The 13785-nt window shown below is 68.6% G+C and carries 15 protein-coding genes; 7 read left to right on the plus strand and 8 right to left on the minus strand.

Annotation, left to right across the window (positions count from 1 at the left end; all coding sequences use genetic code 11):
• Positions 1-9: 9 nt before the first annotated feature.
• From G6N14_RS02055 to mnhG, 6 genes are read left to right on the plus strand one after another with little or no spacing between them, the layout of a single operon-like run.
• The gene (locus G6N14_RS02055; RefSeq protein WP_085129084.1) at positions 10-2904 is read left to right on the plus strand and encodes a Na+/H+ antiporter subunit A; all 2895 of its coding nucleotides are present in this window, start codon (positions 10-12) and stop codon (positions 2902-2904) included.
• Positions 2901-3350: a Na(+)/H(+) antiporter subunit C gene (locus tag G6N14_RS02060; protein ID WP_085135595.1), complete on the plus strand. Its 450-nt coding sequence runs from the start codon at positions 2901-2903 to the stop codon at positions 3348-3350. Before G6N14_RS02055 ends, G6N14_RS02060 begins: the two co-directional genes overlap by 4 nt.
• Before the next feature lie 17 nt (positions 3351-3367).
• Complete coding sequence (locus tag G6N14_RS02065) at positions 3368-4945, plus strand: Na+/H+ antiporter subunit D (RefSeq protein ID WP_085129082.1); 1578 nt, start codon at positions 3368-3370, stop codon at positions 4943-4945.
• Positions 4942-5469: a Na+/H+ antiporter subunit E gene (locus tag G6N14_RS02070; RefSeq protein WP_085129081.1), complete on the plus strand. Its 528-nt coding sequence runs from the start codon at positions 4942-4944 to the stop codon at positions 5467-5469. The genes G6N14_RS02065 and G6N14_RS02070 overlap by 4 nt, the downstream gene beginning before the upstream one ends.
• Positions 5466-5747 (plus strand): monovalent cation/H+ antiporter complex subunit F, encoded by a 282-nt coding sequence (locus G6N14_RS02075; RefSeq protein WP_085135594.1) that lies wholly within the window; start codon positions 5466-5468, stop codon positions 5745-5747. The genes G6N14_RS02070 and G6N14_RS02075 overlap by 4 nt, the downstream gene beginning before the upstream one ends.
• Positions 5744-6091 (plus strand): monovalent cation/H(+) antiporter subunit G, encoded by a 348-nt coding sequence (gene mnhG, locus G6N14_RS02080; protein WP_085135593.1) that lies wholly within the window; start codon positions 5744-5746, stop codon positions 6089-6091. The genes G6N14_RS02075 and mnhG overlap by 4 nt, the downstream gene beginning before the upstream one ends.
• On the opposite strand, the gene G6N14_RS02085 is transcribed toward mnhG, so the two are convergent.
• The 6 genes from G6N14_RS02085 to G6N14_RS02110 all read right to left on the minus strand — a co-directional run bounded on the left by G6N14_RS02085 (position 6088) and on the right by G6N14_RS02110 (position 10330).
• Positions 6088-6693 (minus strand): class I SAM-dependent methyltransferase, encoded by a 606-nt coding sequence (locus tag G6N14_RS02085; protein WP_085135592.1) that lies wholly within the window; start codon positions 6691-6693, stop codon positions 6088-6090. The genes mnhG and G6N14_RS02085 overlap by 4 nt on opposite strands.
• A gap of 21 nt (positions 6694-6714) precedes the next feature.
• Positions 6715-7221 carry an LpqN/LpqT family lipoprotein gene (locus G6N14_RS02090; RefSeq protein ID WP_163787004.1) on the minus strand — a complete coding sequence of 169 codons (507 nt, stop codon included), beginning with the start codon at positions 7219-7221 and terminating at the stop codon, positions 6715-6717.
• A gap of 10 nt (positions 7222-7231) precedes the next feature.
• The gene (locus G6N14_RS02095) at positions 7232-7462 is read right to left on the minus strand and encodes a hypothetical protein (protein ID WP_085135590.1); all 231 of its coding nucleotides are present in this window, start codon (positions 7460-7462) and stop codon (positions 7232-7234) included.
• A gap of 71 nt (positions 7463-7533) precedes the next feature.
• The gene (locus tag G6N14_RS20610) at positions 7534-8928 is read right to left on the minus strand and encodes a putative alpha/beta hydrolase (protein ID WP_085135589.1); all 1395 of its coding nucleotides are present in this window, start codon (positions 8926-8928) and stop codon (positions 7534-7536) included.
• Positions 8925-9260: a DUF2563 family protein gene (locus tag G6N14_RS02105; RefSeq protein ID WP_234808908.1), complete on the minus strand. Its 336-nt coding sequence runs from the start codon at positions 9258-9260 to the stop codon at positions 8925-8927. The genes G6N14_RS20610 and G6N14_RS02105 overlap by 4 nt, the downstream gene beginning before the upstream one ends.
• Before the next feature lie 155 nt (positions 9261-9415).
• On the minus strand, positions 9416-10330 hold the full coding sequence (locus G6N14_RS02110; RefSeq protein ID WP_085135587.1) for an oxygenase MpaB family protein: 915 nt from the start codon (positions 10328-10330) through the stop codon (positions 9416-9418).
• 67 nt (positions 10331-10397) lie between these two features.
• Here G6N14_RS02110 and G6N14_RS02115 point away from each other — a divergent pair, with 67 nt between their 5' ends.
• Positions 10398-11033, plus strand: coding sequence for a TetR/AcrR family transcriptional regulator (locus G6N14_RS02115; protein ID WP_085135586.1), 636 nt, complete (start codon positions 10398-10400; stop codon positions 11031-11033).
• 26 nt (positions 11034-11059) lie between these two features.
• Here G6N14_RS02115 and G6N14_RS02120 read toward each other — a convergent pair whose 3' ends face one another.
• Both G6N14_RS02120 and G6N14_RS02125 read right to left on the minus strand, forming a co-directional pair.
• On the minus strand, positions 11060-12241 hold the full coding sequence (locus G6N14_RS02120; protein WP_234808907.1) for a serine hydrolase domain-containing protein: 1182 nt from the start codon (positions 12239-12241) through the stop codon (positions 11060-11062).
• A complete protein-coding gene (locus tag G6N14_RS02125) occupies positions 12238-13710 on the minus strand; it encodes a biotin carboxylase (protein WP_085135585.1) in 1473 nt (490 codons plus the stop codon). Before G6N14_RS02125 ends, G6N14_RS02120 begins: the two co-directional genes overlap by 4 nt.
• Positions 13711-13785 lie beyond the last annotated feature (75 nt).

Below are 13785 nucleotides of genomic sequence, written 5' to 3' on the forward strand. Positions count from 1 at the left end.
TGGAGCGTGATGCTGGCGATATTGCTTGCCCATATTGTTGGCACGGCTGTGGCCCCGGCGATGGTACGTCGATGGGGACGAGCGGCTTTCTATCCGCTGGGCGCGATCCCGCTGGTCTCGCTGGGCTGGGTGGTGGCGAACTGGCCGAGCGGTCCGGCCGTCGACCACCGCGCCACCGTGTCCTGGGTGCCCGGGCTGTCGATGGACATCGCGCTGCGGTTCGACGCCCTGAGCGCGATCATGTGCGTGCTGGCGTTGGGGATCGGCGCGCTGATCCTGTTCTACTGTGCCGCCTACTTCCGGCCGGTCGGGTCGCACACCGACGATCCGCGGCTGCCGAGCTTCGCCGCGAAGATGGTCGGCTTCGCCGGAGCGATGTTCGGCCTGATGGTCGCCGACAACGCGCTGGTCCTCTATGTGTTCTGGGAAATGACCACGGTGCTGTCATTTCTGCTCGTCGGTCACTACGCCGAACGCGCCGTCAACCGCCGTGCCGCCACCCAGGCATTGCTGGTGACCACGGCGGGCGGTCTGGCGATGCTGGTCGGAATCATCTGCCTGGGCAACGCCGCGGGCACCTACCTGCTCTCGGAGCTGGTGGCCCACCCGCCGACCGGAACCGCGGTGACCGCGGGTGTCCTGCTGATCCTGGTCGGCGCGCTCAGCAAATCCGCGATTGTGCCGCTGCACTTCTGGCTGCCCGGGGCCATGGCGGCACCGACACCGGTCAGTGCCTATCTGCATGCCGCGGCCATGGTCAAGGCCGGGATCTACTTGGTGGCGCGGCTGGCGCCCGGGTACGCCGAATCGCCCGGCTGGCGGCCGACGCTGGTGATCCTGGGCCTGTCCACCGCCTTGCTGGCCGGTTGGCGGGCGATCCGCGAATACGACCTGAAGCTGCTGCTGGCCTACAGCACCGTCAGCCAGCTGGGCCTGATGATCGTGCTGGTCGGGGTCGGCACCGGTGACTTCATGCTCGCCGGGCTGACCGCCATGTGTGCGCATGCGGCGGCCAAGGCGACGCTGTTCATGGTGGTCGGGATCATCGACCATTCCACCGGCACCCGCGACCTGCGCGAACTGGCCGGGCTGGGCCGCCGGTGTCCGGGACTGTTCCTGATCGCCGCCGCGGCCGCCGCGAGCATGGCCGGAGTGCCGCCGTTCGTGGGCTTCGTCGCCAAGGAGACGATTTTCGGCGCCGAGGCACAGTCGCCGGTCCTGGGTTGGGCCGGTCCGTACGTGCTGGCCGCCGGGGTGGTCGCCTCGATGTTCACCGTGATCTACAGCGTGCGGTTCGTGTGGGGAGGATTCGCCCGCAAGGGCCAGCTCACGCCGAGTGCCGCGGTGGCCGACCTGCACCGGCCGGGCGTGGCCTTCCTGGCCCCGCCGGCGCTGCTGGCCGCCGCCAGCCTGGCCATGGGGCTGGGCGCCCTGACCCTCGACACGGTGCTGAGCACCTACGCCGACACCATGCCGGGCGGAACGGGCTACCACTTGGCGCTGTGGCACGGCGTGGGACTTCCGGTGGTGCTCTCGGCGCTGGTGCTGGTGGCGGGAACCAGTGTTTTCGCCGCCCGCGATCTGCTGGGGCTGTCCCGGTTGCGCCGGCTGCCGGTGGGCAAGGCCGACCGGATCTACGACGAGGCTCTGCGGCTTCTCGACGTGGCGGCCGTGCGGCTGACCCGTATCACCCAGCGCGGCTCCCTGCCGCTGAACCAGGGCGTGATCTTCACGACGCTGGTGGTGCTTCCGCTCAGCGCCTTGGCGTTGGGGGCGCGTGATCATGTCGACGTACGACTCTGGGACACGCCGCTGCAACTGATGGTGGCGGTACTGGTGGTCGCCGGCGGCATCGGTGCGACGATGACGCGCAACCGGCTGTCCACGGTCCTGATGGTCGGGGTGACCGGCTACGGTTGCGCCGCGGCCTTCGCCTTCCACGGCGCGCCGGACCTGGCGTTGACTCAACTGCTGGTCGAGACAGTCACTTTGGTGATCTTCGTGCTGGTGCTGCGCACCCTGCCCGCGGAGGCGGAACGGCCGACCATGGCGCTGAACCGGCTGCCGCGGATCTTGGTGGCCGTGGCGTCCGGATTCGCGGTCGCCGTGCTGGGGGCGTTCGCGATGGCGGCACGCACCACCGACGGCGTTGCCGAGGCATTGCCCCAGGCTGCCTACGTCCGCGGCCACGGGGCCAACACCGTCAACGTCCTGCTGGTCGACGTGCGGGCCTGGGACACCCTCGGGGAGATCTCGGTGCTGCTGGTCGCAGCGACCGGTGTCGCTTCCATGGTGTTCCGCAACCGCCGGTTCGGCCGTGCCCCACGGATCACCGACGCCGGCACCGCGCAGCGGTCCCCGGGGGTGGCCACCCCCTACAGTCCGGCGATCGGCTCGACCACGTGGCTGCGGGGCAGCGCATATCACGACCCGAACCAGCGTTCGCTGGTGCTGGAGGTGGCGACCCGGATGATCTTCCCGCTGATCATGGTGGTCTCGGTGTACTTCCTGTTCGCCGGACACAACTATCCCGGCGGCGGCTTCGCCGGCGGGCTGGCCGCCGGGCTGGGGTTGGCGCTGCGCTACCTCGCCGGGGGGCAGTACGAGCTCGGCGAGACCCTGCCGGTGGACTCCAGCAAGATCCTGGGAGTCGGGCTGGCCCTGGTCGGCGGCACCGCGCTGGGCTCGTTGTTCCTGGGGGCCCCGGCGCTGTCTTCGGCGGTGCTGAGCTTCACGCTGCCGGTGTTGGGCCACGTCGATGTGGTGACATCGCTGTTCTTCGACCTGGGCGTGTACCTGGTGGTGGTCGGCATGGTGCTCGACGTGCTGCGCAGCCTGGGCGTGCGACTGGACCAGGAACTGGAGTCCCAGCACTCGACTCGACCACTGGCGGGGGTGTCATGATCGCGCATCTGGTGCCGCTGCTGATGGCGGCCGGCTTGACCTCCTGCGGCGTCTACATGCTGCTGGAACGCAGCTTGACCCGGATGCTGTTGGGCCTGATGATGATCGGCAATGCCATCAATCTGCTGATCATCGATGTCGGCGGTCCCGACGGCAACCCGCCGATTTTTTGGGCCAGCTCCGGCAAAGAAACGGACGCCGACCCGCTGGCGCAGGCCATGGTGTTGACCTCCATCGTGATCACCATGGGAGTGGGCGCTTTCGTACTTGCGCTGACCTACCGCTCGTTCAACCTGACGACCACCGACGATGTCGGCGATGACGAAGAGGCGATGCGGGTTTTGCAGCTTTCGGACGAAGAGGTGATCGCCGCCGAGCCCGACCAGGGCGTTCCGGTCTCGGCCGGTGACCTCGATGCCGTGCCGGAAAGTGAGGAACTCCGGTGAGTCTCGCCGCCGTTTTGATGCCGATGCCGGTGCTGCTGCCCACGCTGGGCGCCGCGGTGACCCTGATCGTCGGCCGGCGTCCGCGCCTGCAGCGGCCGATCACCATCGCCGTGTTGTGTGCGGTGACCGCGGTCAGCGCGGCGCTGCTGTATCTGACCGACCGGGACGGGACCCTGGTGCTGCACGTCGGCGGCTGGGGTCCCACCGAGCAGGGCCTGGGGCCGTTGGGGATCAGCCTCGTCGTCGACCGGCTGTCGGCGCTGATGCTGGTGGTGTCCGCGATCGTGCTGCTGGCGGTCATGGTCTACGCCATCGGGCAGGGGGTGCGCGACGGCGACGACCGCCAGCCGGTGTCGATCTTCCTGCCCACCTACCTGACCCTGGCCACCGGTGTGTCGCTGGCCTTTCTGGCCGGTGACCTGTTCAACCTGTTCGTCGGGTTCGAGATGCTGCTGTCGGCGAGCTTCGTGCTCCTGACCATCGGCGCCAGCGCCGAACGGATCCGGGCCGGCATCGGTTATGTGATGGTCTCGATGGCCTCGTCGATGGTGTTCCTGTTCGGTATCGCGCTGGTGTATGCGGCCACCGGCACGCTGAACCTCGCCGAGCTGGCGACGCGCACCGGAGCACTGCCCGGCGGCACCCGAAGCGCGGTGTTCGCGGTGCTGCTGGTGGCGTTCGGGATCAAGGCGGCCGTGTTCCCGCTGTCGGCCTGGCTCCCGGACGCCTACCCCACGGCGCCGGCACCGATCACCGCGGTGTTCGCCGGGATTCTGACCAAAGTCGGTGTCTACGCGATCATCCGGGCGCACTCCCTGCTGTTTCCCGATGGCGGCCTGGACTCGGTGCTGCTGGTCGCGGGCCTGTTGACCATGCTGGTCGGCATATTCGGTGCCATCGCGCAGAGCGACATCAAGCGGGTACTGTCCTTCACGCTGGTCAGCCACATCGGTTTCATGGTGTTCGGCATCGCGTTGTCCAGCGAGCTGGGCATGGCCGGCGCCATCTTCTACGTGATGCACCACATCATCGTGATGACCACGCTGTTCCTGGCGGCCGGACTGATCGAACGTCAGGGCGGCGCGTCGTCTCTGCACCGGCTGGGCGGCTTGATCGCCAACCCGTTGCTGGCTCTCGTGTTCCTGATCCCCGCCTTCAACCTCGGTGGTATCCCGCCCTTTTCGGGCTTCATCGGCAAAACGGCGGTGTTGCAGGCCGGTGTCGGCGACGGATCGGTGCTGGCCTGGTGCCTGGTTGGCGGCGCGGTGGTGACCAGTCTGCTGACGCTGTATGTGCTGGCGCGGATCTGGACCAAGGCGTTCTGGCGCCGGCGGGTCGACGCCCCCGAGGGTGCCCTGGCGCTGGCCGCCCCGCCGGTGCTGCTCGACGATGTCGATGACGTGGCCTACGCCGACCGAGACGACGTCGGACGGATGCCGACGTGGATGGTGGTCCCGACGCTGGCGCTGATCGCACTGGGTCTGTCGCTGAGCGTGCTGGCCGGACCCGTCTTCGCCTACACGCAGCGGGCCGCAGCGGAGGTCCTCGACCGGGGCGAGTACATCTCCGCCGTGCTGTCGGTGGGTGCACCATGAGGGCCGTCGCGCTCCGGCTGTTCTCGGTGTCTGCGCTGGCCACGGTGTGGGTGCTGCTGTGGGGCCGCGTGACCATCCCCAACATCGTCATGGGTGTCGTGGTTGCGGTCGCGATCATGGTGTTGCTGCCGGTCCCGCCGGTCCCGGTGCGGGGGCGGGTGCATCCGGTGCCGCTGCTGAAGTTGCTTGGACTGTTCTGCTGGTATCTGGTGACGTCCAGCGTTCAGCTGATGTGGCTGGCGGTCAAACCCGGCCCCCCACCGAAGATGGGCGTGCTGCGGGTGCAGCTGAGCATCAAATCCGACCTGGTGCTGGTGCTCGCCTCGGCGATCACCACGCTGCTGCCCGGCTCGGTCGTGCTGGAGATCGACCAGGTGCGCCGCATCCTGTATTGCCATGTGATCGATGTCGGATCGGCGCAGGCGGTCGAACGTTTCCATCACCAGGCCGCGCAGGTGGAGCGTCTGCTGATCGCCGCCTTCGAACGCGACGACGAGTGGCTGTCCGCGGAGGAAAGCGCATGAACGTCATCTGGGGTACGGCAGGTGTGCTGTTGGGTATTGCCGCGGTCATCACCATGTGCCGACTGCTGCTCGGTCCGAGCACCCTGGACCGGCTGGTGGCGCTGGACACGTTGGCCGCGATGACCATGTGCGGTATCGGCATCTGGGCCGCGGTCAGCCGGGACACCACCGTGACCTACAGCCTGGCGGCTCTGGCTCTGGTCGGCTTCATCGGCTCGGTGAGCGTGGCCCGTTTCCGGGTGCCCGACGACGGACCTGAAGTAGGGAGGCAGCCGTGATTGCACTCGACGTGCTCGCCGGTGTGCTGGTGCTCGCCGGCTCGGTGCTGGCCCTGACGGCGGCCGTCGGAGTGGTGCGCTTCCCGGACACCCTGGCCCGCATGCACTCGGCAACCAAACCGCAGGTGCTTGGCCTGTTGCTGGTGCTGTTGGGCGCCTTGATCCGGCTGCGGGGCAGCCACGACGCCGGGATGGTGACCGTGAGCATTCTGTTCACCCTGATCACCGCACCGGTGGTTGCGCACCGGGTGGGCCGGCTGGCCTACCAGGAGCAGGACATGGACAAGATACTGATCATCGACGAGCTGGGCGAGCTCAACGAAGAAGACCAGATGCTGCTTTAGGCCGGCCGCAGCACCGCCACCAGGAAGTCGGTGTCCTCGGTGAAGGGCCGCAGGTTCCAGGTGGCCAGCAACAGATCGGTCGCGAAGCCGGCGGTCGCGGCGTCGCGCAGGAACTGGTCGAAGCCGTAGTCGCGCTCGGCGCCGAAGCCGATCACGGTCCGGCCGTCGGCGGCGCAATGCGCCCGCAGCCGGCGCAGAACCTCCACTCGCGTACTCGGCGCGACGAATGCCATGACGTTGCCCGCGGCCACGATGATGTCGAACGGTTCTTGGATGCCGCGGGTGGGCAGGTCGAGTTCGGCCAGGTCGCCCACCAGGTAGCGAGGGCCCGGGTAGTCCTGCTCGGCAGCCTCGATCAGCTGCGGGTCGACGTCGACGCCGACCACCTGGTGACCGGCTCGGGCCAGCACGCCGGCGACCCGGCCCGGCCCGCAACCGGCGTCGAGGATTCGGGCGCCGCGCGTGGCCATGGCGTCGATGAAGCGCGCTTCGCCGGCCAGATCCTTACCGGCCCGGGCCATCGCGCGGAAGCGTTCGATGTACCACTGGGAATGTCCGGGGTCGGCGGCGACTTTCTGCATCCAGAGGCTCTGCTCCACCATGGCTGCATTCTCGCAGGGTCGTCACCGGGTGGGCAGGCGGACTTCCAGCGAATCCAGCAGAGCCTGCCAGGCGGTGATGTAGGGCGGGTTGTCGGCCTCGGTGGTCTGGATGGTCACGGTGATGGCCCAGATCCGGTCCCGGGCGTTCTGCACGGCGATGATCACACTGGTCGCGGGGCGGCCCTGCAGGTTGTAGGTGATCGTTCTGCTGGGAAAACCCGAGACCGCTCCGGGCATGTCGGTGTCGAGATCGCCGACGGCGGCGGACACCGCGGCACGTTCTTTGGCCAGGGCCTGCGAGGGCAGGCCCACCTGGCCGGTGAGTTCTTCCAGTGTCACCACCGCATTGGGGGTGAAACCGTGCCGCCGCAGCTGCCGGTTGTAGAGCACGCCGCGCACCGGCGGTGTGTCGGTGCTGGGCAGGAACTCCCAGCCCGCGGGGCGAGCGAGGACGATCGTGGGTTCATCGGGCTCGCGGGGAGCCAACGTGATGGATCCGTCGCCGGCTGGGTGAGCCGAATGTCGCACCGTCCACTCCCTAGCGCCCGATGGGCCAGATCTTGCGGAGGTATGCGCCCCCAAAACCGACGTAGGAAAAAAGCGCGCCGCCGATCACGGCGCCCATCAGATCCCACGAATCGCGGCTGTGCATCGACCCGTAGAACGCGGTCGCCAGCAGTGTGGCCGACACCATCGGCCCGATGAGCCAGTAGAGCCACTTCGACGTGGCGTTTTTGCGGGGGTCCACCGGGATCGCGACCAGGAGCATGACGCCCGCGGCGATCCAGATGGCGGCGCTGGTGTCAGTGATGATCGCTCTCCCTCTTCGATGAGCCCGGGTCAGCCGACCAGACCGTGCCAAACATTGGAAATCCCTTCGCCCACATCCTTGCCGAATTCGCTGCCGACGAAGCCGCCGACGGCCGCCCCCGCGCCCGCGCCGAGCACGGCGCCGATGGCGGTGCCCGGTCCGGGACCGAAGAAGGTGCCGACCACGGCCCCAAGTTGGGCGCCCGTCTCGGCGCCCAGCCCGGCGCCCACCAGGCCGCCGGTGATGTCACCGACGGTTTTGGGGACGACATCGACTGCGGCGGTGGTCCAGGGGACCCCGTTGTCCAGGTCGTTGTTGAACTCCGTGACCCCGTTCACCGCGGTGACGAGGTTGCCGGCGACGCCCAGGCGCTTGCCGAATTTCTCGGCGCTGTCCATGGCTTGCGACACCGGGACCCCGCCGGGTACGGCGGGCGTCGGTGTTCCGCCCGGAGCGAAGGCCGGCAGGTCCGGCCGGACCCAGGGCGCCTTGGCTTGGCTGCCCGCCGCGGAAAGGCCGTCGCCGACGTTGCCCCATTTCCCCTCGATCTCGGCGGCTTTGCTCGGGGCAGGCGGAGGTCCCAGCGGTCGTGTCATCACCGGCGTGCCAGGCGCCAGCCAGGGCGGTTCGGCCCCCGGGCCACCGTCGACCCCCTGCGTTGCGCCGCCCTCCGGCGTCCGGGGAGCGCCGCCGGCGCCTCCGTCAGCGCCCGCCGGGGCAGCGTCGGCGGCCGGAGTCGGTTCGTCCCCGGCGGCGCGGCCGTTGGCCGACGTGCCGTCCCGCTGCCCCTCATCGGTGCCGGCTGCCGGTTGGCCCTCAGCGCTGTACCTGCGCACGGCCGCGCCGGCGTCGTAGCCGCCGGTGTCCTGCAGGGCGGCCAGCGCCTTCCGCAGGTGCTGCGAGTAGCCGCTGCGAATGGTGGTGGCGTTGTGCAGCGCGGTCTCAGTGTCGGCCAGTGCCAGCCGACGAGCCTGCGCGATCTCGGCATCGTGGTTCTGGCCCTGGCTCAGACAGCCGCCGATGCGAGCGTCGAGGACTATCAGGTTGGCGTTGAGAGCGGTGTTGGCCTGCGAGGCAGCCCGGGCTTGGGCCAGGGCCGCGGCGATACCCGCCAGGTCGGCGGCGATCCGGCCGAGCTGCTCATTGGTGGCGTGCAGCTCGTCTTTGACCCGGGCCACCTGCGCGGCGTTGTTGATCGGTTGCTCGCCGTTTTCCCGGTTGTACTGCGCGAAGTGCTCGCCGGCGGTGCGGAAGGCCCCCTCGGCGGCGGTCGCCGAACCGGCTGCGGTGTGAAAGGCCTGGGCCAGGAAGTTGATCTGGGCGGGACTGCCGGCCTGCAGGCTCTCGTCGATCGACCACGGGTCGCCGCCGGCCTGTGCGACGAGGTCGTCGACGGACAGATACTGCAGGTGGGGGCGGCTCACTGCGGTGGGCCGGCGACGTCTCGCAATAGGGCGGCGTTGTGGTTGTCCATCCGGGTGAAACAGTCGGCGGCGGTGCGGACCTTCTCGGCGATGCCGGTGAGGTCCTGGTGATGAGTGTGCAAGGCGTCCCGATGCCGGTCTTTCGCGCTGCCCAGGGCGGCGTGGAAACCGTGGGCGTCCTCGAAGTCGCCGAACATCGAGGCACTCACGCCGGCCACGTCGAGGCGCTGGGCGCCGGCGTGAGCGTGGCAGCCGGCGTCGTCGGACACGCTGGCTCCGGTGCGTAACACCTCGGGATTGACGTGCATGGCCGGTCCCCCTTCCGTCGGCATCTGTCGAGGTCAGAGCCTACCGACGGACCCGGAGCCGTCAATTCACCCGGCGCGCGGGGATGTCGACGGCGCTCCCGCCGAGCCGTCCGCGCAAGGGAAAAGCCCTGTTTCGGCATCGGCCCGGACCGTCCAGGAGCCCCTGAACCACCGCCGGGTCACACCAGCGGGCGCCCGGCGCGGATGCGCCGGTCAAGGTCCCACAGGATCAGGTTGAACGGGAACCCGCGCAGGAACTGCGGCAGCACACTGTTGACCACGCGCAGCCCACCCATCAACCGGTCGAACCGACGTTGCTTGTCGGCGTCCCACGGCAACTGCATCTCGTCGCGGAAGCGCTGCGGCAGGAAGCCGGTGGTGATCAGCAGGGCGATCCGTTCGTTGACCCGCTGGAGGGCGCCCGGGAGGGTCAGGCCCCGCAGTCGAGCCGCCGCGATCGGCGTCAGGTATTCCCGGATGGTGTCGTCGATGTGCATCTTGTCCAGTTGTTCTTGCCAGTACCTGTCGAAGGCGGCGCGGTCGGCGGGCCACATGTCTTCGGGCACCTGCAGCATGGTGGCCATGGCCTTGCCCTCGTTGTGGTAATGCCGGTCGGCGTGTTCGTCGTCCATCTCACCGAGGAAGATGCGGTGGACGTCGACGTTGCCCTTGTACAGGCACGCACCCACCCACAGCTGCAGATCGCGGTCGAACGCGTTGTATTTGACCGGGCTGTTTTCGGTGGAACGGACCTGGCGGTGGGCGCTGTTCACCGCCTCGCGGAACGCGGCTTTTTGGACCTCGTTGCCCTGGGTGGAGACCACCAGATAGGTGAAGGTGGTGCGGGCCCGCTTGATGGGGTGCCGGTCCACCCGGCCGCTCTCCACCGGGCTCTCCATCACGCCGTACCCCACGGCGGGGTTCGCGAGCTGCATGATGACGTTGGCCGGGCCGGCCAGCAACGCCACGCCCATCATCATGTTGTCCTTGCAGGAGATCTTCGGCAGCAGCGACCGCCGTCGCGGGCTGGCGTACGTGCTCAGCGAATCGTTGACCGAACGTTCCACCAATGGAATCGGTTCGCTGATCGTCATCCCTGCACCTCGCTAATTTGAGAACGTAAGTTTCCTGATATTGCCCAGCTGTGGGCCCGGTGTCAAGATGGTGACCGTGGTCTCCGCCGTTCCCGAGCGCCCCTACCGGGGTGTGCAAGCAGCCGACCGGCTGGCCGAGCGCCGGGAACGCCTGCTCAAGGCCGGGCTCGACCTGTTGGGGGCTCGTGAGCCGATCGAGTTGACCGTGCGCGGGATCTGTCATCGGGCCGGGGTGGCGTCGCGGTATTTCTACGAGAGCTTCGCCGACAAGGACGAGTTCGTGGCCGCGGTGTTCGACTGGGGGGTCGGTGACTTGGCCGCCAGCACCCAGGCCGCGGTGGCCGCGGTGCCCCTGGCCGAGCAGACGCGGGCGGGCATCGCCCACCTGGTCGCGGTCATCGCCGGCGACGCCCGCATCGGCCGGATGCTGTTCAGCGCCAATCTGACCAACGCGCTGTTGGTGCGCAAGCGCGCCGAGTCCAGCGCGCTGTTCGCCATGTTGTCCGGACGCCACGTCCAAAACGTCCTGCGGGTGCCGGGCAACGACCGGCTCAAGGCGGCCGCGCATTTCATGGTGGGCGGAGTGGGCCAGACGATCAGCGCGTGGCTGGCCGGTGACGTGACCCTGGCACCCGAGCAACTGGTGGACCAGCTGGTCGCGCTGCTGGGCCGGCTCGACGACCCGGCCCTGTTCCGCGGCTAGGTATACCGACCGCCGGGCGATCGGAGTCAGGCCGCGAGTTCGCACGCGATCGCGGCGAAGGCCCGCAGCGTGTCCGACAGCATGCGCGAGTCCGCCGCGAAGGACTGGCTGGACAACTTGGCGGCGACCATCTCCGCAGCGCGATCGACGTAGATCATCTGGCCGCACATACCCTGGCAGAGCACCACATTGCTGCCGGGATAGGGAAACCACACCTGATTGCGGTACATCCCGCCGGGCATTCCGGTGTCGTCCGGGCTGGCCGCGAACGCCTGACGCGAATCCGGTCCGCCGGCGAGTGTGTCGGCGATCCACGCCGCCGGCACCACCGGGTGACCGGTCAACGAAACACCCTCGCGCACAAACAGCGTCCCGAACCGGATCAGATCGGTGAGGCACGCGCTGATGCCGCCGTCGAACAGCCCGGTGCCGGCGGAGTCCACCCCGATGGTGGCGTCCTGTTGCGCACCCAGCCTGCTCCACAGCAGCTCCGACATCAGCTCGGGCATCCGCTGCCCGGCGATCGCCTCACACACCCAGCCGAGCACATCGGTTTCGCAGGACCGATACTCGAACGGGCCGCCGTGCGCCGACTTCTGCCGCAGCGTCAGCAGGAACTCCCGCAGTGTGCCCGGACCGCCCGCCCGGCTCCTGGGCGCCCACCCGAGGGCCTCGTCGAGCAGATGTATCTCCGCGGTCGGGTGAAGGTAGTTGTCGGAGAAGGCGATTCCCGAACGCATGTCCAGCAGGTGGCGCACCGTCGCGCCGGCGTACCCGCAGTCGGCCAAAGCGGGGACATAGGTGGTGACCACGGCGTCGAGGTCGATCGCCTCGTGTAACGCGCCCACGACAGCTGCCACCAGCGATTTGCTGACCGAGAACAGCAAGTGCCGGGTCTGCGTTCCGAGGGTGCCCAGGTAGGCCTCGGTGATCAGCGTGCCGCGGTGGGCCACCGCCCACCCGTCGGTCGCGGTGGCGGCCATGATCGCGCCGACCGTGGTGCGCGACCCGTCGGTGGCGGTCACCGGGGTCGCGGACAGCTCGGCGCCGGCGGCGGGCAGTACCGCGACGGGACCCGTGCCGCGTGAAATGAGCGCGGTCGCAACGAAATCCTCGACATGCTGAAACGACCACCGCGAGTAAGGCTCCGACAGCCAGTTGTCCAGGGAGATCCCGGCCGGGATGCGGCCCGGGGCGCCGGCGCTCACGCCCGCGCGACGAGCCGGGAGACGATGGGGGTGGCCGGGGTCAGGGGAGTCGAGCTGAATCGCGCCTTGATCCCGTTGACCCAGCGTCGGCAGCGTTCGGTGAGCTGGTAGTCCGCGGTCTGCAGGTGACCGCGGGTGACGAGCACGCCCAGTTGCGCGCCCTGGCAGCGAAGGTCGCCGGGAGCCGCGATACGCATGTAGAAGGCCTCGGATTCGTCGAGCAGCGTGGCCCAGTCATTGCCCTGGCGGGCGAAGCTGGCGCGGCCCTCGTCGTCGAGACGCCACACCCCGGTGCGAGGGGTCGCGGTGAACAGTTCGATGTCGGGTGCGGTCTCGGTGATGATCATCTGGCCCCAGACCTCGTCGTCGCCGAAGCCGCGCTCCCAGCGCGCGTTGAGCTCGTCGATGTCGACTTCGTAGTCCACGTCCATGTATTCGAGCAGGTGGAACAAGAAGAGCGGGATGTCGGCGTAGGCCTCGGTGGTCATGTTCGTCATCGGGCTCGCGCCGGACAGCCGCGGATTGACTTCGCCGAGGTAGAGCTCGTCGGCGTCCAGATCGTGCAGCAGGTCCACCTCGAAGGATCCGCGGTAGCCTTCGCGGCTCAAGACGCCGCCCAGTTTGTGCACCATCTCCCGGGCGGTGTGCTTCTGGGCGGCCGGCAGCGCCTCGCGCCAGATGTCATTGCCGCACCAGCTGCCCCGGTTGGGCGTCAGTTCCGGATAGCCGACCAGGCTGGTCATCGCCGGGCCGATCACGGTGCCGTGGCGGGTCACGGCGCCCTCGATGCATATTTCGACGTTGCGGATTCGCTTCATCACTTTGACTTCCTGCTCGCGCAGCCCGCCCGCGCTGCGGTCCCAGTCGGTGCGGCCGCGCACGAAGAACGTGGCGCTGCCGGCGTTGCCGTAGGCCGCCTCGACCACGAGGTCCTCGCCCAAGTCCGCGCTCTTCGCCAGCGCCGCCACGTCGTCATAGGAGCTGACCCTGCCGATCGCATGGGGCGCACTGGGCACGCCCGCCTCGTCGGCCAGCCGCGTCATGATGATCTTGGAGCCCAGGCGATGGCGCAGTTCTGCCGGCGGATGCATGACGCCGAGTCCGGCCTGGTGTGTCAGGGCCTGAGTCTCCTCGTCGAGCATCACGAAGCAGGCCCGCCCGCCGAGGCCCCTGCGGGCGATGAAGTCCAGTGTCTCGGGATCGCGCAGCAGGTGGTTGCACACATCTCCCATGGAGTCGAAATCGACGCGATCGCGGCGCCGGGGAACGAACACGCGCGAATGGGCGCCTTCGAACGAGTCGAAGTAGGTCAGGTAGAAGAAGTTCCGCACCCAGCGGTCGATGCCCAGCAGGTTGAACGGGGTCGGGGAGATGAAGTACAGCGGCGCGGTGTTGGTGTGGAAGAACGCGCGCAGGTCGGAGATGCCGGTCAGGCGCCGCGGTCCGGGCTCAGGGCGCACGGCCACGATCAGGCAATCAGCGCAGCGGTGACATCACGTGCTTGCATAGTGAAAGTGTGCGCCTGGTGCGGCGCGGATGTCGAA

The sequence above is a fragment of the Mycolicibacter hiberniae genome (assembly GCF_010729485.1).
GTDB lineage: Bacteria > Actinomycetota > Actinomycetes > Mycobacteriales > Mycobacteriaceae > Mycobacterium > Mycobacterium hiberniae.

What these genes read in the sequence shown, in the direction of transcription:
- G6N14_RS02055 (WP_085129084.1), top strand. Translation starts at nt 10, where the DNA reads ATGCTGGCGATATTGCTTGCCCATATTGTTGGCACGGCTGTGGCCCCG.
- G6N14_RS02060 (WP_085135595.1), top strand. Translation starts at nt 2,901, where the DNA reads ATGATCGCGCATCTGGTGCCGCTGCTGATGGCGGCCGGCTTGACCTCC.
- G6N14_RS02065 (WP_085129082.1), top strand. Translation starts at nt 3,368, where the DNA reads ATGCCGATGCCGGTGCTGCTGCCCACGCTGGGCGCCGCGGTGACCCTG.
- G6N14_RS02070 (WP_085129081.1), top strand. Translation starts at nt 4,942, where the DNA reads ATGAGGGCCGTCGCGCTCCGGCTGTTCTCGGTGTCTGCGCTGGCCACG.
- G6N14_RS02075 (WP_085135594.1), top strand. Translation starts at nt 5,466, where the DNA reads ATGAACGTCATCTGGGGTACGGCAGGTGTGCTGTTGGGTATTGCCGCG.
- G6N14_RS02085 (WP_085135592.1), bottom strand. Translation starts at nt 6,693, where the DNA reads ATGGTGGAGCAGAGCCTCTGGATGCAGAAAGTCGCCGCCGACCCCGGA.
- G6N14_RS02095 (WP_085135590.1), bottom strand. Translation starts at nt 7,462, where the DNA reads ATGCTCCTGGTCGCGATCCCGGTGGACCCCCGCAAAAACGCCACGTCG.
- G6N14_RS02105 (WP_234808908.1), bottom strand. Translation starts at nt 9,260, where the DNA reads ATGCCGACGGAAGGGGGACCGGCCATGCACGTCAATCCCGAGGTGTTA.
- G6N14_RS02110 (WP_085135587.1), bottom strand. Translation starts at nt 10,330, where the DNA reads ATGACGATCAGCGAACCGATTCCATTGGTGGAACGTTCGGTCAACGAT.
- G6N14_RS02115 (WP_085135586.1), top strand. Translation starts at nt 10,398, where the DNA reads ATGGTGACCGTGGTCTCCGCCGTTCCCGAGCGCCCCTACCGGGGTGTG.